Origin of the sequence: Wolbachia endosymbiont (group B) of Eupithecia inturbata (assembly GCF_964030915.1) — a bacterium.
In the GTDB taxonomy this organism is placed as follows: Bacteria; Pseudomonadota; Alphaproteobacteria; order Rickettsiales; family Anaplasmataceae; genus Wolbachia.
Window position 1 is genome coordinate 604,172 of sequence record NZ_OZ034987.1, and the last position, 24,849, is coordinate 629,020.

The window sequence follows — 24,849 nt, forward strand, 5'->3', positions numbered from 1 at the left end:
TTAAAAAGAGGGAATGTTCAAAAAAGTGTGTCAAACCGAGAAATAAAAATAAAATAGAAACAAAAAATAGAGGTTTGATATATGAGTTACAAAATAGAAAATGGAACGACTGGCCTGGTAGATTACAAAGAGCTGGAAGCAAATATACTGTCATCAATAAGGGAAGGTAAACCATTGATGGGGAGAGATGGAGCATTAACACCATTTGTAAAAAGGCTGCTGGAAGCAAGTCTAGAAGGTGAAATAGAGCATCATTTATCCAATGAAAGAGAAGAAAAGAATCGAAGAAACGGAAAGAATGGCAAAACTTTGAAGACGAGTATTTGAACTATTGACACCAAGAGATAGAGAGGGAAGTTTCGAACCACAGATAGTGAAAAAAAGGCAAACAAGCTTACATCCAGAACTTGAAACAAAGGTCTTGAACATGTTTGCAAGCGGTGTGGGATACAGGGATATAGCATCCTATGTGGAAGAAATCTATGACCATAAAATATCTGCAGCAGAGATATCTGGAATTACAGATAAATTACTGCCTATAATCAATGAATGGAGGAGTCGTCCCCTACAATCAGTATACCCGATAGTATTTATGGATGGGATGTTTTTTAAGGTCAAAGAGAATGGACATTGCATAAGTAAATGCATGTACAATATATTAGGAATAGACCAAAATGGCAGAAAAGAAGTACTGGGTTTTTACTTAGCAGAAAGTGAGGGAGCTAACTTCTGGCTAGGCGTATTAAATGACTTAAAAGAGAGAGGAGTAGAAGACATTTTGATAGCTTGTGTTGACGGTCTGAAAAGCTTCCCTACAGCTATAAATAGCGTATTTCCCAATGCTGAGGTACAGTTATGCATTGTGCACCAAATAAGAAATTCACTAAAATACGTATCCAGCAAAGATATAAAAGTTTTTATGAATGATTTGAAAAAAATATACCGTGCTACAAGTAGAGAAATCGCCGAAAATTATTTACTTGAACTGGAGGAAAAATGGGGTGAAAAATATCCTTTAGTCATAAAATCGTGGCAAAACAATTGGGAAAATTTGTCTAGTTATTTTAAGTATTCTGGCCCTGTTAGAAGGCTAATTTATACCACCAATCCAATTGAGGGGTTGCACAGACAAATCAGAAAATTTACTAAAACCAAAGGTTCATTTACCAGTACAAATGCCTTGTACAAATTGGTATATTGTGCTATAAAAAAGATAGAGCAAAAATGGGCTATGGCTTTGCCTAATTGGGCTCTAACTATATCTCAACTTGATATCTTTTTTCCTGATAGGTTAAAAATTGAGTTGAACTAAAAATTCGCTTTGACACACTTTTTTGAACATTCCCTTTTTTTATAGTCAAAGTAAAAGGGTTAATACGATAACCATATGATGATCTTTGCCAACCAAGGGTTTGTATTACATCATCACGTTCAATACTTAATCCTAATTTCTCAGCAAGTGTAGCTTTGATTGTTCTTTGCATTTTATTTAATGGTTTTCTGATTTGATGTTCTAAATCTGCTTCTAAACTAAGTCCCAAGAGTTTTTCTAACTGATTAATATTGAGAAGTGTATGTTTTTCAGGTGGTAACTCTTTCTCACAGTCATGTAAAAATTGCTTGAACAATATTCGAAAAATATTAAGGCATGATGCAGCTTTTTTATTTATAACTTCAACGCTATTAACATATACCATACCTTTAACTACCTGTAACTCCAAAAGCTTTATTGGCACAATTGGTTCAACACGTTTAAGCGAAATATATGAAGCTGGTAAAACTTGCAAAGAAGTATTTTCTACTACCTCTGGTACTCCTTTTTTAGCTGCCTCTTGGAATATCTCAGTTACAGTCTTATACTGGCAAAACAGTTCTACCATTCGCACTACATATAGGCTCAATAATAGATTAGGTATATCTTTTTTTAGAGTAATGAGAACTGTCGGATGGACTCTCAGTTTATCTATGGTTAAAAATATCGCATCAGTACAAAAATCAAGGATTATTAGATTTACAATATGACCTTGATCACAAGTATAATAAACTCCTTTTTCCATTTTTCCCCACATAAGTCTTGAATCATTCAACTTTGTTTCAAACCAGTCTATGATTTTCTCTATATTTAAGTATATGGATAAGAGATGAAATCTCTGTTTTTTATAAGTATTAGGCAAAATATGACGAGAACAGTTTTCACAAATAGCGTCATCACATGCTTCATCAAAGTCTGGATCGATAAAAATCTCATTGCTACAACTTGGATCAATTACATTTGGCCAATCAAGATGATCTTCTTCACGAGAGCAAACAATATAGTACCTTTCTTGCATTTTTATCAATCCAAGATCAAATAAGTATCTTGCTGCTTTAATGTGATTTTGACTTGGATTAACCCAAGAACTATTTGAACTTAAAAGATCAGCAATTTGCTCGTGAAAGGATTTTAAGACCATAAGATTGTTCCATATGTTTCTTCAGGTCCTCTCTTTCTTTTTTATTGAGCGGATGCTCTGAATAATAAATTTCCCCACTTGATTTGAAAGAAAATGTTACCTTTTTGTTTTGGAACATTACTTTAGCTGATTGAATAGATTGTAGTATATTGCCAATAGATGGCTTTAAAATATGTAACTCTGGTGCAATAGAATCATACGGCTTTACACTTAAAGTAAGATATGTATTACTATTCTTAAAATAATCTGACTTAAAATTTAACTCAAATATACAAATATTAGGATCAGAACCCTCTATACATGCTTGAAGAAATTTATGCACTTGTAGTGGAAAGTTCTTATCTTGTATATTTACAAAAGTACATTCACAGTTAAAATAACCACTTGCAATACTATTTGCTATTTCCACAGCCTTGTTAGTATTTTTAGCACAGAGATTAACCTGAGTGCCATCAAGCGAAAAATCTAAAATCATCCACTCAGGTTTATGACCATGAACAACTTTATTTGAGTTAAGCAGTAAATCCATGTCACTTCCTCGACGTACAAACATATATATTCGATCTTGATGATGGAAAAAACCCTGCAACTGCTCATCATCCTTAAGTATCTGCTCTACGGATTCTTGTGACATAAATTCCTTAAATGAAGTATTTATTTGTCTTGGTGGTTTCTGTAGAGCAAATGATACGAAGCCTTTCTTTTGTACTTTATCAAAGTGATAGACAGATTTTAGAAGTTCGCAATTTATGTGAAATAGTAAAAACAACAAGGATCTTTTATCGTACTTAGTATTATTTTTTATTAGGTACGATCTCATTAACTCTTGAGTGAGGGCAAATCTTGCTACTTCACTGACTGTAGCCTCAAGCTTTGTACGATCAAAGTAGCTAATGAGATAATAGTTAAAAAGAGAGTCAGAGTAACTGGTAAGTATCTTACGTTTTTGCTGAGTGGATCTATCATCATAATCTCCGTCCTGAAAAAGTTGCCCATTCAAATGCTTTTTAAAGCAATGCTGAAAAGTGATGCTCAGTTGTTTACCAGAAAGGGAATCTAACCAAGATTGACGTATATTAGAATCCTGAAAACGATCTAATAAAAGGTTAACAGGAACTTCTAAATCGCTTTCCCAAAATTCATGGCTTGGATGAACATTCATATTACATAAAATAAGCTATATTATACATAATATGACAATTCAAGCAAAGATTTTTTGGACATAATTTTTTCAAATCTTGTATATTTAATTAAGGAGAATTTGTGTGAACTAGATAGCTTTCTTAAATAAGGTGTGCGTTGATTTAGTTTAATAGAAGTCTCCTAACCTTATAAAAAAACTCACAGGAAGAAAAACATGCAAAAAGGGGAATTAACTATTAATTGCCGTTATGAACCTCACAGATTGGCGAGTACATATTTGGCAGATGCTTATGAACAATTATTGAAATATAAAATAAAGGAGGTGAAAGAAAATGACAACAGTAAGCTTGTATGCAAGAGTTTCATCAAGACAACAAGCACAAGAGAATACGATAGAGAGTCAGATTGTAGAATTGGAGCGTCGCATTAGTAGCGATGGACATGAATTATTAGATGAGCATAGGTTTGTTGATAATGGTTACAGTGGATCAAATTTAGAACGTCCTGGCTTAGAAAATTTACGTGATAGAGTAGCAGAAGGTAAGATTGATAAGATATATATTCATTCACCTGATCGGCTATCACGTAAATTTTCATATCAAATGATCTTACTCGAAGAGTTTAAAAAGGCTGGATCTGAAATAGTATTTTTGAATCATAAGTTTGATGATAATCCTGATTCCCATTTATTTCTACAGATTCAAGGAGCAATAGCAGAGTATGAACGTGCAAAGATTATGGAACGAAACCGTAGAGGTAAACTTCATGCGGCCAAAGCTGGGTGTATAAGTGTGATGGGTAGGGCGCCTTACGGTTATCGCTACATAGCAAAACATGTAGGTGAAGGAAGTGCTCAATTTGAGGTTGATGAAGAAGAGGCAAATATAGTGCGTAAAATATTTAGTCGGGTTGGCCAAGAAAGAGCAAGTATAGGAGAAGTTGTACATGAACTGAATAAGATACCGGTAATAACACGAACAGGAAAAAGGTATTGGAAAAGGAGCACTATTTGGAACATGTTAAAAAATCCTGCTTATATAGGACAAGCAGCTTATGGTAAAACTAAGACATGCTCAAAACCACAAGTAAAAAAGTCAAAAAAAGGAACTTGTGGTAAACTAAAAAGTGGTCGCTTTAATAGTGATAAAGAGAATTGGACTTATATTCCAGTACCAAAAATAATCAATGAAAATTTATTTGATTCAGTGCAAACACAATTAGCTGAAAATAGACAAAGAGCAAGAGTACGGCAAAGAAGAGAAACATATTTATTACAAGGTTTAATGGTATGTCAACGTTGTCAATATACTTATTGTGGTACAAACCACGTTCATAAAAAGTCGACATATTATTACTATCGTTGCTCTGGTACAAACTCTAGCAAATTTAATGGCAATAAAATCTGCGATAATAAATCAATACGCACTGATATATTAGATGGAGTTATATGGGAAGAAGTCAAGAGTATCTTGAAAGAGCCAGATAGAATTGCAAATGAATATCAACGTAGATTATCAGAGAACAAAAAACCTTTACATAATCAAACACGTGAAAAGCAAGAAAGTAAGCTAAGATTAAGTATCAAAAAATTTATTGATAGCTATGCTAAAGGGTTTATAAGCCAAGAAGAATTTGAACCAAGAATCACAACAATGAAACAGAATTTGAAAGAAATTGAAGAAGAGAAAGAAAGAACACTCGATCAAAAGAAGTTACAACAAGAATTGAGCCTTGTTACAGATAGCTTGAAAAACTTTTCCTCAAGTGTTGAATCAAAGCTTGATCAAGTAGATTGGCAGACTAAGCAAAATATTATTAGAATGTTAATTCATCAAATTGAAATCAATCACAATCACTTGTATATAGTATTTCGCATAAAAAATCTTGCAAATTTTGATCAAAATAGCCATAATAGAATTATGCAATGTTGTACTAGCAGTCAATATTGTTGGACTGCCGGATAAAACTGTTGCAGAATCTAAAGAGCGCATCAGAGCGGCATTAAACTCAATTAATTTACTACTACCTCCAAAAAGAATCACAGTTAATCTTTCCCCTGCGGATTTGCTTAAAGAAGGTAGTCATTATGACTTAGCTATTGCTGTTGGATTACTTGTTGTAATGAATGTGATACCAGTTGAAAAAGTTCAGTCTTATATAATTATGGGCGAGCTTGCACTAGACAGCAGAGTCATACCAATCTCAGGAGTACTTCCAACAGCAATCAATGCAAAACAGGCAAATAAAGGAGTAATTTGCCCAAGGGGAAATGGAGTAGAAGCTTCATGGGTAAAGAATGTTTCTATTCTAGCTATAGAGAAATTAACCGATATTATCAGACATTTTAAGGGTGAGCAGTTAATTCAGCCGGTAACTTTTAACTACCCCAGTTGCGGATTAGAAATCAGTGAAAAAGCCAGGAAAATAGGGTAACCTCGGAAAATTATTTACAAAATAGAGAGGTTACCAATGAATGAAAATATAACAGAATTATTTTGCCTGATCGACGATTTTTGCAATTCAGTTGACAAGAATTTTGCAGAAAAACTTCTACCAAGTAGCAAAAAACCAACCAGGACGCCAGAGATTACGCATTCAGAGATTCTTACCATAATATTGCTATATCACCAATCCAAGTGCGACAATTTTAAAATTTTCTATGTGCATTATTTGAAATTATTATACGAATCAGCGTTTCCAAAATTGCCATCCTATAGTAGGTTTATTAGGCTAAAATCTAGGGTTTTATGGTATTTAGTGCTCTTAATGCAATGGTTTTGCGAACAGTCAAAAGTGACAGGGATTTCGTACATAGATGCAACATCTATCGCTGTTTGCCATCCAAAAAGGACCTCGAGAAATAAAGTTTTCAAAGGGTTGGCAAAGATTGGAAAGACTACCTATGGGTGGTTTTTCGGTTTTAAACTACATCTAGTAATCAACGAAGCTGGCGAAATTCAAGGGGTTACGGTGACAAAAGGCAACATTGATGATAGAAAACCTGTGCCAAATTTAACTCAGAAATTGACTGGATTATTGTTTGGAGATAAAGGATATATCAAAAAAGATCTTTTTCACGAATTATTCGATAGAGGGTTAAAGCTTGTAACCAGTATAAAAAAGGGTATGAAAAACTCATTAATGGCGCTAAATGAGAAGATTTTGTTAAGAAAAAGATCGATTATTGAGACAGTTTTTGGCTCTCTGAAAAACAACTTTGAGATTGAGCATACAAGACATAGATCACCGATAAATTTTTTGGTACACATTTTTTCTACGCTTGTTTCATATTCCATGCAGCCGAAAAAGCCCTGCATTTCTAAGCTTTACTTCGTTGGCTAATCCGCAACTGAGGTTTTAACTATAGCGCTGCACCCAAAGAAAAAAATTCAGTTCCAGATATAAAGGATATTAAAGGTCAAGTTGTTGCAAAAAGAGCAGCTGAAATTGCAGCAGCAGGTGGACACAATATGCTCCTTGTTGGACCTCCTGGTACTGGAAAGTCAATGCTTGCTAAGCGATTTATAGGGCTATTACCCGATTTGACTGAACAAGAGATGATTGATGTTAATATCATCTCTAGCATAACAAAAGCCGGTAACGAAACATTTAAAGTAACTCGTCCCTTTCGTGAACCTCATCACTCATGCTCGATGTCAGCGATGATAGGGGGAGGGAAAAATGCAAAGCCTGGGGAAATCACCATGGCTCACAATGGTGTGTTATTTCTTGATGAGCTACCTGAATTTCCAAGGCTTGTACTTGATTCTCTACGTCAACCACTTGAAGATAGAAAAGTTACTATTGCACGTGCAAATGCTCACATTACTTATCCAGCTAATTTTCAACTTATAGCTGCAATGAATCCCTGCAGGTGCGGTTATTTAGGTGATGCAAGTAGATCGTGCAACAAAGCTCCAAAGTGTGGCACAGATTACAAAAACAAAATATCAGGACCATTGCTTGATAGAATAGACATATGCATTGAAATGCCAAACGTTAGCATACTTTCTCCTGAAATCTCTGTGGAGGGAGAAAGTACCGAGTTTATAAGAGGAAGGGTGATAGCAGCGAGAAAAATTCAAACTGAGCGTTATAGTAAATTTAATATTCGTTGCAATGCAGAAGTCAGTGGTGAAGCATTAAATAAATTCACTGAACCAGATCAGGAAGGGTTAGAATTGCTAAAATACGTACTGAAAGAAAATTACATTTCCAATCGAGGCTATACACGTGTATTAAGAGTCGCAAGAACCATTGCAGATCTTGCGAAAAGTGAGGAAATAAAAAGAGCACACATCGCAGAAGCGCTGAATTACAGAATAAGAATGTATAAATAAATTAATCTGCTTGACAGACAACTTTTTTTTGCCATATACTACCATTAGTGAAATTTTAATATTTTTGGAGTAAAGTTATGAGAAGAATTGAAGAAATAAAAAATAAATACAGAAGTGAAGGGCTTTGGTCAGCAGCTAAAGAAGTTCCTGTGCAAGGTTGGGTTCTTGTAAAAGAAAATCCGAGTGAAACAGTTGTTACTTTTGTAGCAATTGCAGCAGTAGCTTCGCTTACGGCTGCTTATTTCTTAAGTCCAGCTTATGCAACTTTTGTTGGTACAGTTGGAACAAAAGCTGCAACACTTGTTAATCCTGCGATTACTGCAATGTCTAATTTTGCAGTTGCTCATCCACTCATTGCTAGTTTGATAGTTCTTGCTGCAGTAGCAGCTTTAATAACTGCACCTGTGTATGCATATATGAACAGTAGTAAGGCAGGGCAACTTGCTAAGCTTGAGAAAAATTTCAAGGATGGTTGCGAACTAGATAGTAATAATTGGAAGTTTAAAGAAGGTACTACACCATTAACGCTCTTGGATGGTATTACTAGTATTAATCTTTCAGAAACACGCATCATATCTTAGTGTAACAAAACAAAAAGGGATAGAAACCTATCCCTTTTTTCTATTGGTTAAAATTCGAAAATCACTACGTCTATTGATTAGTGATATTTCTAGTGTTAAGAATAAGTAAATCTTGTTTACTGTTTGCGTATGTCAAAATGAAAAATGTTTGCATATTGTTAAAAAAGCAGTAACTTGTTATCAAGTGAATTCACTAATATTTGAGTAAAATTTAAATGTCAATCGACCTTAGTTTACCAGAGCTACCTGTATTACACCCAAGGATTACCGTTGTGGGAGTGGGTGGTGCTGGTGGAAATGCTGTGAACAACATGATTCAATCCAATTTGCAAGGAGTAAATTTTGTTGTAGCAAATACCGATGCTCAAGCGTTAGAGAAGTCATTATGTGATAAAAAAATTCAACTTGGTATTAACTTAACTAAGGGCCTTGGTGCTGGTGCTTTGCCTGATGTTGGTAAAGGTGCAGCAGAAGAATCAATTGATGAAATTATGGAGCATATAAAAGATAGCCATATGCTCTTTATCACAGCAGGGATGGGTGGTGGTACTGGAACAGGTGCTGCACCGGTAATTGCAAAAGCAGCCAGAGAAGCAAGAGCGGTAGTTAAAGATAAAGGAGCAAAAGAAAAAAAGATACTGACTGTTGGAGTTGTAACTAAGCCGTTCGGTTTTGAAGGTGTGCGACGTATGCGCATTGCAGAGCTTGGACTTGAAGAGTTGCAAAAATACGTAGATACACTTATTGTCATTCCCAATCAAAATTTATTTAGAATTGCTAACGAGAAAACTACATTTGCTGACGCATTTCAACTCGCCGATAATGTTCTGCATATTGGCATAAGAGGAGTAACTGATTTGATGATCATGCCAGGACTGATTAATCTTGATTTTGCTGATATAGAAACAGTAATGAGTGAGATGGGTAAAGCAATGATTGGTACTGGAGAGGCAGAAGGAGAAGATAGGGCAATTAGTGCTGCAGAGGCTGCGATATCTAATCCATTGCTTGATAATGTATCAATGAAAGGTGCGCAAGGAATATTGATTAATATTACTGGTGGTGGAGATATGACTCTATTTGAAGTTGATGCTGCAGCCAATAGAGTGCGTGAAGAAGTGGATGAAAATGCAAATATAATATTTGGTGCTACTTTTGATCAGGCGATGGAGGGAAGAGTTAGAGTTTCTGTTCTTGCAACTGGCATTGATAGCTGTAACAACAATTCATCTGTTAATCAAAACAAGATCCCAGCAGAGGAAAAAAATTTTAAATGGCCTTATAATCAAATTCCAATATTAGAAACAAAAGAATATGCTTCAACTGAGCAAACAAACGAAAGAGTTAAGTGGGGTAGCAATGTTTATGATATACCAGCTTATTTAAGAAGAAAAAAATAATGCAATTTTGGCTACTCAAGTCAGAGCCAAGTGAATACTCGTGGCAAAAAATGGGAAAGGAGCAGGTGACGCAGTGGAATGGTGTATGCAATTATCAAGCTCAAAATTACATGAGAGCTATGAAATTAGGCGATCTTGCATTTTTTTATCATACAGGTAAAGAGAGAGTTATACTTGGAATAGTTGAAGTATTAAAGGAGTATTATCATGTTTATAATTCCAAATTTGGACTAGTGAATGTAAAATTTTTGAAACCTTTAAGTAACCAAGTGACGTTAAACAGTATAAAACAAAACCCACTTTTGAAAAATATGGTTATATTAAAACAATCACGTTTATCAGTTTCTCCAGTTTTAGAGACTGAGTGGAATGAAATAATAAGGATGAGTGATGTGTAATACCTGTTGCCAAACAATATTACCTCAGCACACAACATACAGCTGTATGAGTGTTTGTTTCGAAGTAGCCGATTTTGCATCAAACACAAAGCAGTGCTTGACACTGGAATCCAGCTGTAATGCAACCACATTAAAAATGTTGTGTTTTAATATAGCTTTTATATTCACTCACCTAATGTCTAATCAGAATTCCTGGATCCCAGTGCTCCGACACTGGGATGACATACTTCTAGTGTACAATATTCGTATAGTTGTGTGTATGATACGATGGTCTATAATTCTTCTTTTTTGGGTTCCAATGTCAAGTGATGGGATAATGTCCTTTCTGGTGCTTTATTCATGTTAGAAGTAAATATTCTTGATAAGAGGTGGCATAGTATTACGAAGGACCCACAGAGTTTTGTATTAAATATTATTAATGCTTCTCTAAAAGAATTAAAAATAGATCATTATAAACCAAATATATCAATAGCTCTCGCTGATGATAACTTGCTACATCAACTTAATCTTAAGTTTAGAGAAATAGATAAGCCAACTAATGTACTATCATTTCCATGCGAACAGTTATCTAGTGAATGTGATCTAGGAGACATAGCAATTGCAGTAGATACAATAGAAAGAGAGTCTCATGAGTACTGTATATCTATCCTCACTCACACTGCACACATGTTAGTTCATGGATTGCTGCATTTACTTGGCTATGATCATCAAAAAGAAGATGAAGAAATTATAATGAAAAGTTTAGAGAGCAAGATTTTAGCTTTGCTTGAATTTGAAAAGGAAAAGTATGGTAGATAATACCAAAATATGTTATTTACAAAAAAGGGGTTTTAGCTGTAAAAGGTAAGCAATATGGTTCAGTTTTCTTTACCAAAAAATTCTAAAGTTAATAAAAAGAGCAAGATTTATCCTACTCCTACTGGAGCAAAAAATATTAGAAGATTTCAAATTTATCGTTGGTCTGCTGATGATGATAAAAATCCAAGAATAGACACATTTTTTATCGATATGGATAATTGTGGCCCTATGGTACTTGATGTATTAATAAAAATAAAGGATGAAATAGATTCAACCTTAACTTTTAGACGCTCTTGCAGAGAAGGAATATGCGGATCTTGTGCAATGAATATTGATGGTACCAACACTCTTGCATGCACTAAATCTATACATGATATAAAAGGTGAAGTAAAAATATATCCACTACCTCATATGTATATAGTAAAGGATCTAGTTCCAGATCTAAGCCAATTTTATGAGCAATACAAATCGATTAAACCTTGGTTACAAACAGATAAATCTGCCTTACAAAATAAAGAATACTTTCAATCTCCTGAAGATAGAAAAAAATTGGATGGTCTGTCTGATTGTATACTATGTGCTTGCTGTTCGACTGGTTGCCCAAGCTATTGGTGGAATGGTGATAAATTTTTAGGGCCAGCGGTATTACTGCAAGCTTATAGATGGATTGCTGACAGTCGTGATAATAAGAAAGAAGAAAGACTTGCTTCTTTAAACGACCCATTTAAGTTGTATCGTTGTCATACAATAATGAATTGTACAAAAACCTGCCCGAAAGGGCTTAACCCAGCAAAAGCGATAGCGAAAGTAAAACAGCTTATGGTAGAGAGAGAAGGAATTTGAGTGTTATTTCTGGCACTCTTCGTAAGAAAATAGTAGACCCTCTGAAGCATAGGGTATTGTTAATACTCTAAACGTTCTTCCGTTCATGAAATGTATTGTTTCACCATATGATTCCAGTAATCTTTTAAACAACTCATGTCTTTGATTATTAATAGTTTGAAAATCCTTTTTTCCTAAAAGCTTTTTAGATTCAAATAGGTGAAGCATAATCTCGTGATAAGTTGGATAAGACTCCAAAAATTTTGGATCAAACTGAAAAGTTTTTATAAAAGCATTATTATAAAATTTTAGCTTTTGATTCTTACTATATATCGCTACAGCAATCGATAGCTTCTCAAGCAAACTTTCTTGTGCAGCTAAACAATTGCTTAGCTCAGTATGTAATTTTTTTTCATCACTAATATCTTTTCCATACATTACTATGCTATTAGAATTTTGCACTGGAACTTCAACAAAATTAAAAACCTTAGGTTCGTTCTTGTAAGTTATTACACACTCTCCTGGTTTTACGTTATAGGAGCCACTCGCAACAGTAAATTTTTTAGAGCTGCCTATATATTTATCATAAAATAAGTTATAAAACCTTACTTTTTTATTCTTATTGTGCTTCAGTATTGGAAATGGTAAAGAGTCAAAAATTTTTTTATAGTTCTCCAATTCTCGCATAAGCTTACTATTTTCTAACTCAAGTTCATTAGCTTTTATCTTATAATCGGAGATATTCCTTATCCATAACAACACACCAATCACATTATTAGAATAATCTATTATGCTTTTACCATAACATGTGCAATAAACCTCACTGTCTTTTGACTTTAAATCTAGAGTAAAAGATTTATTTATTTCCTTTGCCTCAGCAAAACTTTTAATTAAGCTTTCTGATTGCTCAAAAAAATTTACAAACTCATTAAATGAATAAAAAACAGTATTAAGCAAAATTAGTAAATTGGGAGAAAATTTTTCTATACGTTTTTTTGCGTCCCAAATATAAAATCCATCATTCACAGTATCTATTAAATTATTTATGATAACATTTTGATGTTGTAAGTCCTTAATTTTATTACTAATTTTTAATTTAGAATATGAGAAAAAGAAGAATACTAGAATTAGTAGTAAAACTATTTCATACAAAAAAAACATAGTATTCTAAAACAAATATAAAAATTTGTAACCTCTCAGCAAAGAGATTGTACTGAAGAGGTATATAAGTGAAGATTGCCCAATACCCTAAAGCCTAATCTCTTATAAAGGTTTACAGAAGGTTTCATGCAATGTGCTACTATGTATTTGCACTCAAATTGCCTAGCTATCTTTATTCTTTCTAGAACCATTTGAGTTCCTATTCCACGACCCCTGTAAATTGGTAAAACTCCATCGCTATAAAAACCAGCTATGCTGTCTTGAATATAAAGACCGCATGTTCCAACAATTTCGTTATTTAGCATTACAAGAAAAAATCTTAACCTTGAGCTCTTATCATCATAATTCGATAATTGGCGAAAAAATGTGCTAACAATACTAATTCTATGATAAAAAATTTTAGAAGTGTGTAAATCTAATTGCTCTAAGAGCTCACTACTATTTACAACATTGAACTTCAAATTTGGAACAGCATCATCAGGCAAAAAATAATCTTTTATATTGAGTAAAACTTTTTTTGGTGTGCTAACGTGTTTTATTTCGCATTTTTCTAAAATACCCCCTATTTTTATACGTGGACTTATTATCCATGTTGCTTCTATATTTCGTGCTTTGAGATAATCTAGAGTTCTGCATATGGAAAGCTCAGTACATTGATCTTCACAAAACACAAAATTAAATAACGATTCTCTGGTACCATTTACTGTAAATATAACATTATCAAATTCGTCATGTATTTCCCACTTGGACAAATTCGTTGCATAAAGTATATAATCCTTTAGGTTCTGAATAATTAAGCTTGAATAACAAATTTTTTTATTCTGCATAAACCAACAATAAACAATAAAAGGCTCCTATAAAAACAAAGGCTAAAATTGCAGCTACAACATCATCTAGCATAATACCTAAAGGACCTTTTGTATTTTTATCAATCAAATTTATAGGCCACACTTTTATTATATCAAAAAACCTAAAGGAGAAAAAGCACACCAACAATACAGAGCTATTCATTTCTTGTTCTAATAATATTGAAACTAGAAGTACTGTCAGCAATTGACCAACTACTTCATCAATTACTACCTCTTTTGGATCATGCGGAGCTTTGTAATGTTGTATATAATTGCCTGTAGACCATAATCCAACTAAGAATAAAAAAAAAATAATTGCTGTACCTAAAATTCTGTCATTGAGTAATATAGGAACAATTGGGTAAGCAGCCAAGCTGCCTATAGTACCTGGCATGTGTTTTACCGTGCCAGATAGCCACCATGTTGATATTAATTTATATAAAAATTTCACAATATACCGAAATATAAAACTAATTTACAAGAACAGAAATAGTATCTTCTATAGAAGTATTTTCATATAGCAATCTATAGATCGCTTCACATATGGGCATTTTTATCTTTAGCTTTTCTGCTAAATCAAATGCAGACTTAGCAGTGTTAAAACCTTCAATTACCGACTTACCTTCTGATAAAATCTGCTGAGCACTAGAACCATTACTATTAGCTACTTTAGATCCAAAAGATAGATTTCTTGAATTTAATGATGTGCATGTCACAACCAAATCGCCTAAGCATGCTGGTCCAAGTAGTGTATTTATATCTACATTGCCGTCACCAACTTTTGCTGAGTATAAAGCCTTAATTTCACTCATACTTTTCGTAATTAATGCTGCATGAGCATTAAACCCAAACCTACCTAGAACAACCCCACATGCTATAGCAAAAACATTCTTTAACGCTGCACAAACCTGTATTCCTATAACATCGCTACTAAGGTACAATTTAATATTTTCTTGCTGTAGCTCTGATACTAATTTTAAACCTAATACTTCATTTTGACATGCAAGAACCATCGAATATGGTAATTTTCTTGCAACTTCTATAGCAAAGCTAGGACCAGAAAAAACAGCAAGAGGATTATTAGGTAAAACTTCATTGACTACTTCACTAGGTAATTTTAATGTAGATTTTTCTATTCCCTTACAAGCCAAAATTATTGCTACATTTTTTTTTAGGTTACAATCATTCAATTGATGACATATCTCCCTTAGAGACTGAGTGGGAACAGCTAGAATTATTACTGAAGCATTAACTGCATCTTCAATAGCTAATTTTACTGATACATTATCAGAAATTGGACAATCAGGTAGCTTGTCACTTTCTCTTTTCTCTTTAATTGATTCAAATATGGCCTTATTGCGAGTCCACAAAATTACATTTTTCTTACTACTTAATGAAATCGCAATTGCTGTACCCCATGCGCCAGCACCTAAAACTGATATTACCACTCAATATTCCTGAAAGTATTACTTATAATTTAAAACTGTAGAATAAGTAAATTAAAAATATAACATAAAAGTATAAAATAGTTTAAATATCTATTAACCTAAGTATTCTTTTAATAAAAATAGCTTCTATTCAATATTTACTAAAAATAGTATTATTATAGTATATCTATTGTATTTTAGATCTATTTGTATAATTTTGGAACGACACATTAACTATTAATTAATAAGTGTAATTTCTATTATTCATTAATAAAAATTTGATTTGTTACTTTCCTTGGTTATATATATTACTAAAATTATAAATTATTTATGGGGTGTAAAATATGCGTATATTATTAATTGAAGATGATCAAGTAAGTGCAAGGACTGTAGTTAATGCCTTAACTTCTGATGGACATTTTTGCGACGTTGTTACTTCTGCACAAGATTATAACAATAATATGGTTTCCTCGGGTGGAGACTGTTACGATCTAGTTATTCTAGATATACACCTGCCTGGTGATATTGATGGATATGATATACTGTTAAGATTAAGAAGTGCAAAAATCAAAGTTCCTGTTTTAATACTTTCGTGTATCTCCGCTGCCAACCATAAAGCTAAAGGACTTGGGTATGGTGCCGACGATTACTTAACCAAGCCATTTCACAAGAGCGAATTATTAGCTCGAATTAAGGCCATAGTCCGACGTACTAAAGGCCATCCCGAATCAGTGATAAAGATTGGTAATATGAATATCAATTTTGATCACAGGATTGTTGAGGTAAAAGGCAAAACAGTTCACCTTACTAACAAAGAGTATTCCATGATAGAATTGCTGGCATTGCGTAAAGGAGCAGTGTTGACAAAAGAAATGTTTTTAAACCATCTTTACAATGGCTTGGACGAACCTTCAGACAACAAAATAGTTGATGTTTTTATGTGTAAATTACGTAAAAAACTTGAAAGTGCAAATGATGGAATAAGCCACATAGAAACCGTTTGGGGTAGAGGATATGTTCTAAAAGAGTATGTTGACGATGAAGAATACTCTAGTGTTAATATAAGCGAAAGCAGTAGTGACTATCAAGCAGAACAAGTGAAGGACAACGCATGAAATGCTTTATTCACCCATTCATTGAAGCAACAAAATAGGTAGATGAAATAAGATAAAAACCAATCGTAAAAGTGAGGTAACATGGTTAGTCTTTTAGAACTTTACAAAGACTTGCAGCAAAAAATAGAAAAGTTGGAAGCTAAGCTAAAAAGTTATAGGTAAGAAAATAAGGTTTTAGAGATAGAGAATGACGAGTTAAAGGAAAAGCTCGGTTAAAATTCAAGCTTTGTTAAGTTCAAAAGGAAATAAAAAAAGAGATAAGCCAAGAAGTAAAAGGAATATAGGTGGTCAAATTGAGCGTACAGGATATGTGAAATGTTTGATACATTTACATAGTATGGCTGACATTCATGCATTGCCTAGGTGAAATATAAGCCGAGTTCTGTTTATGTAGCTATTTATCTGGAGTAAATGTTACCATTTACTTCATGCGATTTACCCGAGTAGATATGAGAAAAACATAGAATCTACTTCTATTTAATCTTGCTCCTAGTGTTGGTTACTTGACTACCAATGTTGCCATTGTTATGGTGCGCTCTTACCACACCTTTTCACCCTTGCCTAATAATATTTTAGGCGGTAATTTTCTGTAGCCCTATAACTGGAGTTACCTCCGGCGGGCGTTACCCGTCACTACCTTTTCTTGGAGCTCGGACTTTCCTCTGCTGTGTTTATCACACAACAGCAGCTACTTATTTCACCTAGAAATTATACTTTAACATTAAAATCACAAAAGCAAAAGAAAATTTCCTAACAGTCTACATACTAAAAACATTCAGACAAATAGCTAAAGGTGATATTCCGGTACATTGACCTTACCCAGAAAAAGTAGACAGAAAGTTAAGACGTTTTTGCTATGAGAATGATGAATCAAAAAGCTCAGGAATGCAATAGTTAATAGTAGAATGTCTACGCTGTTTATTATAAAAAATTTCTATATATTCAAATATTGCGGTTTTAGCTTGTTGTGCAGAGTGTTGTGAAGTATCAATGAGTAACTCTCTCTTAAGTGAACTAAAAAAGCTCTCTGAAACAGCATTATCATAACAACAACCTTTGTGACTCATACTAGAAGTAATATTTTTTGTACTTAGTAAAAATTGATAATTTTTAGAGGTGTATTGCGATCCTTGATCGCTATGAAATAGTAGATTTTTAGCAGATTTGCGCCTACCAATAGCCATGAATAACGCATCTATAACTAATTGCCTATTTACTGCATTACTCATTGACCAGCCAATCACCATGCGTGAATATAAATCTATTATTGCTGCCAAATATAACCATCCTTCATTAGTTTTTATGTACGTAATATCAGTTACCCATATCTTGTTAGGTTGATCAGCGATGAAATTCTGATTTAATATGTTAGGAGTTATAACTCTATTGTCTATTTGTGGTTTTTTACTTTTAAACTTTCGTCTAAGCTTAGCTTGAATGCCATTTTTCTGCATAACATTTTGCACTGTTTTGATGTTATAATTTTTACCTAAAGCCTTTAATTCAGCGTGAATTTTAGGAGCTCCGTATCTGCATTGTGATGCTCGATATACCTTCTGAATATCTTGTATGAGCTCTTCTCTTATTGATTTTTTGTTGTTTTTTTCCTTAGTAATCCATTTATAATAACCACAAGCAGATACGTTCAAAAATCTGCATAATTCCCGTATTTTATAGCAGTTTTCATGTTCTTTTATAAAAGAATATTTTACTCTTTTTGGTTTGCAAAATATCCCAGGGCTTTTTTTAAAATGTCTCTTTCCCTCGTTACTCTTGCCAGCTCTTTCTTTAAATCAAACTTTTCTTTGTCACAATGAGCTACTTTCCCTTTTCCTGGAAACGCATCTACTCCAGACATTCTATCATTGTATGTTTTTACCCATCTGCTTAATGAATCACCGCTAATACCCAAATCTCTTGCTATTTTTGCTGATGATTGACCTGTTTCTTTTACTAGTCTTATAGCTTCAATTTTGAATTCTGCTGTATATTCTTTTCTTTTTGTCATACCACACCTCTTTGAAAAAACGTTTTATTTTACTTCAAAAACGTCTTAACTTTCTGTCTACTTTTTCTGGGTAAGGTCAATTGAAGGTAAAGCTTCTCCCCTAAACCCAAGGTGCTTGATTTCTATTAACTTACTATCGCTTAATTTTGAAGTGGCATGCCTCATAAATGCTAGTTCTAAGTCGTCCTTTTCTATTCCATTTCCATCATCTGTCACAGTTATAAGGTTACGTCCACCACTTTCTATTTTGATCTCTATCTCTGAACTTCCAGCATCTATTGCATTTTCTACTAATTCCTTTACTACACTTGCTGGCCTTTCTATTACCTCTCCCGCTGCTATACGGTTTATGGTTTTTGTGTCTAAAAGAATTATTGCCATAGAGTCTTTAATTGAAAGTAAAATATATCCTTCATTTGTCTAAGATTTATATTTCTTTTTTGGTGATTTCTGGATCTCATAATTTCTATACTTCAGCTTTTTAGTTGCTTTTCTAGCAAGCCTGTCTGCCTCCTCATTGTAAATATTGCCATTGTGAGCCTTAACCCACTTCCAATTAATATCATGCCGCAAAGCAATTTCATCCAGCTCTTTCCATAATTCCATGTTCTTTGCTTGCTTTTTATCGGCTGTCTTCCAACCATTTATTTTCCACTCACTCTGTTATACCTTGTTTAATATAAAGGCTATCAGTGAATAAAATAACCTTACAAGAAACTTTTAACGTCTTTAGCCCATTAATTACAGCCTTTAACTCCATCTTGTTATTTGTTTTCACCTCCAGAGATACGTTTTTTGATAAAGACACTTTTATCTTCATACATCATCACGGCTGCCCATCCACCATGGCCAGGGTTTCCAGAACATGCTCCATCTGTATATATTGTAACCTCCTTTTTCTCGCCCATACTAATAGGATATAGATTTAACATAAGTTTGCTAAGGTGTGGGAGGTTAATGAACCTGTCCTCACGATGTTGGGTAAATCGTAATTGAGCTTTTGGGCTCGTGTTTTTATTATGAGGTTAACCTCTCACACCAAAAATAAGTGTTTTTAAAGCTCTTTATAGCTACTAAATCTATAAATTCATTTTCTGGTCTTTTAAGGTGCTTTACAGAAGGGTTGATAAAAGATGTACAAGTGGACGTCTAAAGCAGAAGATGCTATTCTTAGGCCATCTGTGACAGTCGTTTTTTTCTCTAACATACCCAAAGTTTAAAAAAATAAGATTTAAACACAAAAGAGTTGAATATTTCTTCACAATTGTGTATAATTATTAATGCTTTTTAAGTGGATTTTCTATGGCTTTATCTAAATTTCTTGATGCACGCAACGATTATGCCTTCAAAAGAATATTTGGCACCGAGAAGAATAAAGATATCCTCATTCATTTCTTGAACGATATTTTAGGCTTTACTGGTTTAGCTGCTATTCACGATGTTGAATTCTTAGCTACCATTTTAGACCCTGAAATTGCCGCTAAAAAGCAGAGTATTGTCGATGTTCTTTGTAAAGACTCTCAAGGTTCAAGATATATTATAGAAATGCAGTTCACTAAGACCAAAGGCTTCGAAAAGCGTGCTCAATACTATGCTGCTAAAGCCTACTCAAGTCAAGCTGATCAAGGTGATGATTATCATAACCTCAAAGAAATTATCTTTATTGCTGTTGCTGATTGTATTATTTTTCCAGATAAGGCTGAGTACAAATCTAATCATGTCATTTTAGATCAAAATAGCTTTGAACATGACTTAAAGGATTTTTACTTCGTATTCATAGAATTACCAAAATTTACAAAGACAAAAGAGGACCAACTAAAAAATATAGTAGAAAAATGGTGTTATTTTTTTCGATATGCAGGAGAAACAAGGGAAGAGGATCTAGATAAGATAGTTGGTAGTGATGTAATAATAAAACGAGCTTATGAAGAGATGAATAAGTTTAATTGGTCAGAAGAAGAGTTACTAGCATATGAACAAATGAAGAAACGCATAATGGATGAGATTGCTGCTTTTGCTCAAAAATTTGATGAGGGTCTTAAAGTTGGTCAAGAAAAAGGTAGACAAGAAGGTAGACAAGAAGGCATCCAAATCGGCCATGAAAAAGGCAGAAAAGCAGAGAAAATTGAGGTCGCAAAGAATCTACTTAAAGCAGGAGTTTCTATTGACATTATAACTCAAACTACTGGTCTTTCTGTTGATTATATTGAGAAAATTCAAGAAAAGAAGTTTTAGCCATAACGTTTTTTTATTAAACTCTCTATTCTAGTAATTTTAATATTGCAATCCATTCTAATGTCTGTATAATGCCTTATTTTACATAACACTGTTAATACTTAATAGGAGGGGTTAATGCCAACACAGAAAGAGCTTCGGGCTACGATGTCCAAAAAATTACAGGAAGCTATTAAACATCCAGATCCAACAGTTACTGCCGGGAGGAAGTCAGCTATCAAGAGATGGGTGGGAGTCCTTCATGACAACTTTATGGAGCATATAAAATACTTCAAGGATGATAAGCTGGAGTTTTTGCGTAATGTATTCCAAGATGAAGGTTGCTGGTCAGGTGTAAGGTTGGATAATGCTGCTTTAGGTCAAAGGTTTACTGAAGAGAAAATAGGTGGGGTAGATAATCCACTTTCAGAATATGATATAGCTTGTAGGTATTGCGTAGTAGATAAAATTCACCATCTCTTTCAAGAGCAGTTTGAATCTTACAAAGGTAGTTTTTCCTCGAATGCAGTTGATGGTTATGGTAATCCTGTAACTGACATATACATAAGAAACTCATTGTTGAACGGTATGAAAAGGGAAGATCCTGTATTAAGTTTCTGGATTGATAGAGAATCTGGGGAATTAAAGCAGTATGATGCAGTAGAAGGTTTTGATAGTGCTGTAAAACTTAAGTGGAGTGAAGGGGTAGAGTATTTTTATAATCATTTAAAAGAAGAAGATAAGGAAAAGAAGCTCACAGAAGCTATTCTTGCTCTTTCTCGTCCTCAATCTGTTGAGAAAGACGCCCCTATTTTAGATTTTTGTGTAAATAAGATAGTCGATAAAGATACTCTTTTACAGAAATTATCACAGAAAGATAAAGGAGTATATTCCCTTTTTGCTGAATTAATAGAGTCATGTTTTTTTGATACGGTTCATGATTTGGTACAGTGCTGGTGTTATAAAGAAGTTTCAGCAGGAGGAGACTGTTCGGACAAAATATTCTCACAGGATGAGTATGACCTCCTTCTTTACTCACTTTCAAATATGATGTTGAAAAATCCTGAGTCAAGCGTTCAAGCTAGGTCTATTATTATGGAAATTTGGCAGTGTGGCCGCTTTGTTGAATACAGAAAGGCTTCTGTTAATATTTCTAATTATATAGTTCCTATACAGGACATGCTTGCAGGGTTAATAATTAACTGGAAACGAGAAGACATTTATAAGTCTGATGAGGAAAAAGAAGTAGAGAAAAGAGAAATATTAGATGTAATATTATTTGCTAAAGATTGCTTTCCTGAAAAGTTTGAGTTCTTTAAAAAATTAATAACAAGAAATCTTAGATTATGTGGTAGGGAAGGAATGGAAGAAAGTATAAACTACGATGATTTGGCAAAAGAATTGTTTTCTGAGTTAGAAAAAACAACTTTACCTCCTGGAGGTGATGGTCCTAGGTATAATTTACGGACACGATCTCAAGCTCATGATAGTAAGAAAACATCTTTGCCACTTGATGGTTCTGGTGATGGTCCACAGTCCAAGTTTGAAGCTCCTAGTGTGAGTGGTGTTTCTAGCCGTAGAAAATAGAGGGGTATCTTATATGAATAATGGTGATGGACTTATTAGGAGTTTAGTGGATGGAGATCTTGAAGGTTTCAGACAAAGGTTTGAATCTTTTTTAGATCAATGTCCATCTTTCTTGTATCATGTGAGTGCAGGTCGTTTCCTTCCTGTATTCTTTTTTAGCATGTTTGCTACTGCACATGATGCTGATATCTTGGATGCAAATGAGAGAGTCTATTTTCGTTTTGATAATCATGGTATTGATATAGATGGTAGGAATAGAAATACAGGAAACTTAAAGGTTGCTGTTTTAACTCGTAGTCGTAACGGACAGGGAGTTGTCAAGTGTTACAGCATTTCTGATCGCCCTAACAGTGACGGGTTAAGGTTTAGTACAAGGGAGAGAAATGCTCTAGTGCGAGAGATTAAACGGCAAAATCCAAATTTAAGGGAAGAAGACTTAAATTTTGAGCAATACAAAGTATGCATGCATGGAAAGGGCAAGAGTCAGGGAGAGGCAATTGCAACAGTATTCGAGGTGATTCGTGAAAAGGATTTTAGAGGTAGAGATAAATTTGTCAAGTATTCAGCATCTGAGATTAGTCTTCTTAGACAATTCTTAGGAGATCACGGATTGACAATTCAGGAAATAAAAGGAAGACAACTCAATCAAAATCAGCTCAGACAACTTGATAGATCAGTCAATTTTGCACAGGTAGCACAAGGTCAACAAAGGATTGACAACTTTATGGGAATACTAGCAAATAACCAAAGACAAAATGTAGAACGTAGAATGCACAGGGAAGTTTTGCCATACATCACTGACATCTATGATAATTGCAGACAAGCGCTAGAAAATAATATTGAAAATCGCAGCAGTCAAAAGTTTGAGAGTCACGGGTTTTTATTAGGTTTCTTAGCAAATTTTAGTCATCGCTACACAATAGGCATCGATCTTGACTTATCTCCTAGAAACTCACATGTTGCATTTCTTGTACGTCATCAAGCAGAAAGAGAAAATGTTCCTATTGTTGTCAATCTTGCTACAAGGGCACCGTCCAATATCGCATTAAACCGCGCCAGAAGTCACGCTGAAAGATTGCATGTTTTTTCATTTATACCTATCCATACTGAATCAAGAAATACTGTCTGTGTTGGATTAAATTTTAATTTAAATCGAATTCCTTTTAGGGTTGATACAGTAGGGCTTCAACAGGGTAGGTTTCCTTTAGTACAAAGATTGTTTGAGTGTTTGGAGAATGAAGGAATTAGAGAAAATATTAGAGATTTCTTGCTTCAACATCTTCCTAATGAAATACCAAGAAATGCAGAGAATTATAATAGAATATTTGATTGCATAACTGGTTTTGCTTTTGGAAGTAGTGCTTTTGATAATGGGTATATACCAATACAAAGGAATGGAAAAAGAAGTAGGTTGCAAGCAACAAAACATATATTCAGATATGATGATCCAGATTTAAGAAGATGTTTAACTATGGTCTTTCATGTTCAAGGTTTGCCTATAGTCATACTTGACGTTAGAGCTTACAATATGCAACAACAAGGGGCAATCAATTTAGAAAATCTTAATGTTGGTAGAAATAATCCTAACGTTTATAGAGTGTCATGTATACTTAACAATCAAGATAATCAAGTGCACTTAAATACCCGTGTAGATAATCTTGGTTTATATCGCGGTTATCAAAATGCAAATAATTTTCTTGCTGGTGATCTTATACAAGTGCCTAATGCTGAAAATGTACATGGTATTTCAGAAAGGGTTATGAATGATGGCTGGCAAAATAGAGATCAGCATAGAGTATTACTGATGGCTATTTCTATAGTATTAATGCCAGAGAATATGAACGGTGATGCAATAATAGATGTAGATAGCAATGACAAGTTTAGGTCTATGTTACATGGTGTATTTTATGCTAGTGACGATCCTGATAAAGTGCTTGCTATGTATAAAATTGGTCAAACATATAGTTTGAAAAGGAGGCAGGAAGAAGAAGGAGAAAGGGTAATGCTCACAAGAATTACAGAACAGAGATTAGACCTTTTATTATTAAGACAATCTACGGAGAATGCTCCAGATACTCACCCGATTGTATATGTATTAGGATTTGCTGATAATGCAGAAGAAGTAGCACAAAAGGAGAATAACGCAAAAGATCGAATAAAAGAACTTATGAACAAGCAAAGGGGATATTTGCCTATTACTCCTGGAAATGAGGTGGTTTTATCTTCTGCTGTATTTAATGCAGGTGCACAGAGAGTAGAAGATCTTATATCTATTCCACAAGAACTATATATACATAGGCTTGACCGCAGTACTAGAGGATTAGTGGGACCTGAAAGTGTTATTGATGAAAATCCACCAGAAGGTCTATTATCAGATCAGACTCGTGAAAATTTCAGGCGCTTTTACACGGAAAGAAAACCAGGACAGAACTCGATTTTTTTGCTTGATATAGATGATAATCTGCACGTTCCATTTAGTTGACCTTACCCAGAAAAAGTAGACAGAAAGTTAAGACGTTTTTGAAGTAAAATAAAACGTTTTTTCAAAGAGGTG

Annotated in this window: 18 protein-coding genes, 1 other RNA gene and 5 pseudogenes; 14 read left to right on the forward strand and 10 right to left on the reverse strand. The window is 33.9% G+C overall.

Annotated features, from left to right (window positions below; translation table 11 throughout):
• Positions 1–81: 81 nt before the first annotated feature.
• Positions 82–1,312, forward strand: a pseudogene (locus ACQH21_RS02935) (IS256 family transposase).
• Here ACQH21_RS02935 and ACQH21_RS02940 read toward each other — a convergent pair.
• Both ACQH21_RS02940 and ACQH21_RS02945 read right to left on the reverse strand, forming a co-directional pair.
• A complete protein-coding gene (locus tag ACQH21_RS02940) occupies positions 1,257–2,453 on the reverse strand; it encodes a hypothetical protein (RefSeq protein WP_425384002.1) in 1,197 nt (398 codons plus the stop codon). The pseudogene ACQH21_RS02935 and the gene ACQH21_RS02940 overlap by 56 nt on opposite strands.
• Positions 2,419–3,615 carry a hypothetical protein gene (locus ACQH21_RS02945; protein WP_425384003.1) on the reverse strand — a complete coding sequence of 399 codons (1,197 nt, stop codon included), beginning with the start codon at positions 3,613–3,615 and terminating at the stop codon, positions 2,419–2,421. The genes ACQH21_RS02940 and ACQH21_RS02945 overlap by 35 nt, the downstream gene beginning before the upstream one ends.
• A 313-nt stretch (positions 3,616–3,928) precedes the next feature.
• Between ACQH21_RS02945 and ACQH21_RS02950 the strand changes: the two genes are divergently transcribed.
• The 9 genes and pseudogenes from ACQH21_RS02950 (at position 3,929) to ACQH21_RS02990 (ending at position 11,956) form a co-directional block, all read left to right on the forward strand.
• The gene (locus tag ACQH21_RS02950; protein ID WP_425384467.1) at positions 3,929–5,560 is read left to right on the forward strand and encodes a recombinase family protein; all 1,632 of its coding nucleotides are present in this window, start codon (positions 3,929–3,931) and stop codon (positions 5,558–5,560) included.
• Positions 5,490–6,029, forward strand: a complete 540-nt coding sequence (locus ACQH21_RS02955) for a magnesium chelatase domain-containing protein (RefSeq protein WP_425384468.1) — start codon at positions 5,490–5,492, stop codon at positions 6,027–6,029. Before ACQH21_RS02950 ends, ACQH21_RS02955 begins: the two co-directional genes overlap by 71 nt.
• Before the next feature lie 36 nt (positions 6,030–6,065).
• Positions 6,066–6,938 carry an IS982 family transposase gene (locus ACQH21_RS02960; protein WP_425383942.1) on the forward strand — a complete coding sequence of 291 codons (873 nt, stop codon included), beginning with the start codon at positions 6,066–6,068 and terminating at the stop codon, positions 6,936–6,938.
• A 14-nt stretch (positions 6,939–6,952) separates the two neighbouring features.
• Positions 6,953–7,936 (forward strand): annotated as a pseudogene (locus tag ACQH21_RS02965) (YifB family Mg chelatase-like AAA ATPase); the annotation flags it as partial.
• Positions 7,937–8,013: 77 nt separating this feature from the next.
• Positions 8,014–8,517 carry a hypothetical protein gene (locus tag ACQH21_RS02970; RefSeq protein ID WP_425384469.1) on the forward strand — a complete coding sequence of 168 codons (504 nt, stop codon included), beginning with the start codon at positions 8,014–8,016 and terminating at the stop codon, positions 8,515–8,517.
• 215 nt (positions 8,518–8,732) lie between these two features.
• Positions 8,733–9,917, forward strand: a complete 1,185-nt coding sequence (gene ftsZ / locus ACQH21_RS02975) for a cell division protein FtsZ (protein WP_010406864.1) — start codon at positions 8,733–8,735, stop codon at positions 9,915–9,917.
• A complete protein-coding gene (locus tag ACQH21_RS02980) occupies positions 9,917–10,315 on the forward strand; it encodes an EVE domain-containing protein (protein ID WP_064085650.1) in 399 nt (132 codons plus the stop codon). Before ftsZ ends, ACQH21_RS02980 begins: the two co-directional genes overlap by 1 nt.
• 339 nt (positions 10,316–10,654) lie before the next feature.
• On the forward strand, positions 10,655–11,113 hold the full coding sequence (gene ybeY / locus ACQH21_RS02985) for an rRNA maturation RNase YbeY (protein ID WP_015587883.1): 459 nt from the start codon (positions 10,655–10,657) through the stop codon (positions 11,111–11,113).
• Between the two features lie 54 nt (positions 11,114–11,167).
• Positions 11,168–11,956 (forward strand): succinate dehydrogenase iron-sulfur subunit, encoded by a 789-nt coding sequence (locus ACQH21_RS02990; protein ID WP_425384470.1) that lies wholly within the window; start codon positions 11,168–11,170, stop codon positions 11,954–11,956.
• A 3-nt stretch (positions 11,957–11,959) separates the two neighbouring features.
• Here the strand turns inward: ACQH21_RS02990 and ACQH21_RS02995 are convergent, their stop codons facing one another.
• From ACQH21_RS02995 to ACQH21_RS03010, 4 genes are all read right to left on the reverse strand, one after another.
• Positions 11,960–13,096, reverse strand: coding sequence for a hypothetical protein (locus ACQH21_RS02995; protein WP_019236658.1), 1,137 nt, complete (start codon positions 13,094–13,096; stop codon positions 11,960–11,962).
• A 35-nt stretch (positions 13,097–13,131) separates the two neighbouring features.
• A complete protein-coding gene (locus tag ACQH21_RS03000; RefSeq protein WP_064085647.1) occupies positions 13,132–13,923 on the reverse strand; it encodes a GNAT family N-acetyltransferase in 792 nt (263 codons plus the stop codon).
• Complete coding sequence (locus ACQH21_RS03005; RefSeq protein ID WP_010406878.1) at positions 13,913–14,338, reverse strand: phosphatidylglycerophosphatase A family protein; 426 nt, start codon at positions 14,336–14,338, stop codon at positions 13,913–13,915. Before ACQH21_RS03005 ends, ACQH21_RS03000 begins: the two co-directional genes overlap by 11 nt.
• Positions 14,339–14,414: 76 nt before the next feature.
• Positions 14,415–15,392 carry an NAD(P)H-dependent glycerol-3-phosphate dehydrogenase gene (locus tag ACQH21_RS03010; protein ID WP_064085646.1) on the reverse strand — a complete coding sequence of 326 codons (978 nt, stop codon included), beginning with the start codon at positions 15,390–15,392 and terminating at the stop codon, positions 14,415–14,417.
• 323 nt (positions 15,393–15,715) lie between these two features.
• Between ACQH21_RS03010 and ACQH21_RS03015 the strand changes: the two genes are divergently transcribed.
• Positions 15,716–16,486: a response regulator transcription factor gene (locus ACQH21_RS03015; RefSeq protein ID WP_010406882.1), complete on the forward strand. Its 771-nt coding sequence runs from the start codon at positions 15,716–15,718 to the stop codon at positions 16,484–16,486.
• 355 nt (positions 16,487–16,841) lie between these two features.
• On the opposite strand, the gene rnpB is transcribed toward ACQH21_RS03015, so the two are convergent.
• From rnpB to rnhA, 4 genes and pseudogenes are all read right to left on the reverse strand, one after another.
• Positions 16,842–17,191: RNase P RNA component class A (gene rnpB / locus ACQH21_RS03020), an RNA gene on the reverse strand.
• A 149-nt stretch (positions 17,192–17,340) separates the two neighbouring features.
• Positions 17,341–18,494: pseudogene (locus tag ACQH21_RS03025) on the reverse strand (IS3 family transposase).
• Between the two features lie 78 nt (positions 18,495–18,572).
• A pseudogene (mutL, locus tag ACQH21_RS03030) lies at positions 18,573–18,875 on the reverse strand (DNA mismatch repair endonuclease MutL); the annotation flags it as partial.
• A 39-nt stretch (positions 18,876–18,914) separates the two neighbouring features.
• Positions 18,915–19,426: pseudogene (gene rnhA, locus ACQH21_RS03035) on the reverse strand (ribonuclease HI).
• A gap of 370 nt (positions 19,427–19,796) precedes the next feature.
• Here rnhA and ACQH21_RS03040 point away from each other — a divergent pair.
• The 3 genes from ACQH21_RS03040 to ACQH21_RS03050 all read left to right on the forward strand — a co-directional run bounded on the left by ACQH21_RS03040 (position 19,797) and on the right by ACQH21_RS03050 (position 24,777).
• On the forward strand, positions 19,797–20,729 hold the full coding sequence (locus ACQH21_RS03040) for an Rpn family recombination-promoting nuclease/putative transposase (protein ID WP_425384471.1): 933 nt from the start codon (positions 19,797–19,799) through the stop codon (positions 20,727–20,729).
• Between the two features lie 147 nt (positions 20,730–20,876).
• Positions 20,877–22,295, forward strand: coding sequence for a cytoplasmic incompatibility factor CifA (locus tag ACQH21_RS03045; protein WP_425384472.1), 1,419 nt, complete (start codon positions 20,877–20,879; stop codon positions 22,293–22,295).
• A gap of 13 nt (positions 22,296–22,308) precedes the next feature.
• Positions 22,309–24,777, forward strand: a complete 2,469-nt coding sequence (locus ACQH21_RS03050) for a cytoplasmic incompatibility factor CifB (RefSeq protein WP_425384473.1) — start codon at positions 22,309–22,311, stop codon at positions 24,775–24,777.
• The last annotated feature ends 72 nt before the right edge of the window (positions 24,778–24,849 follow it).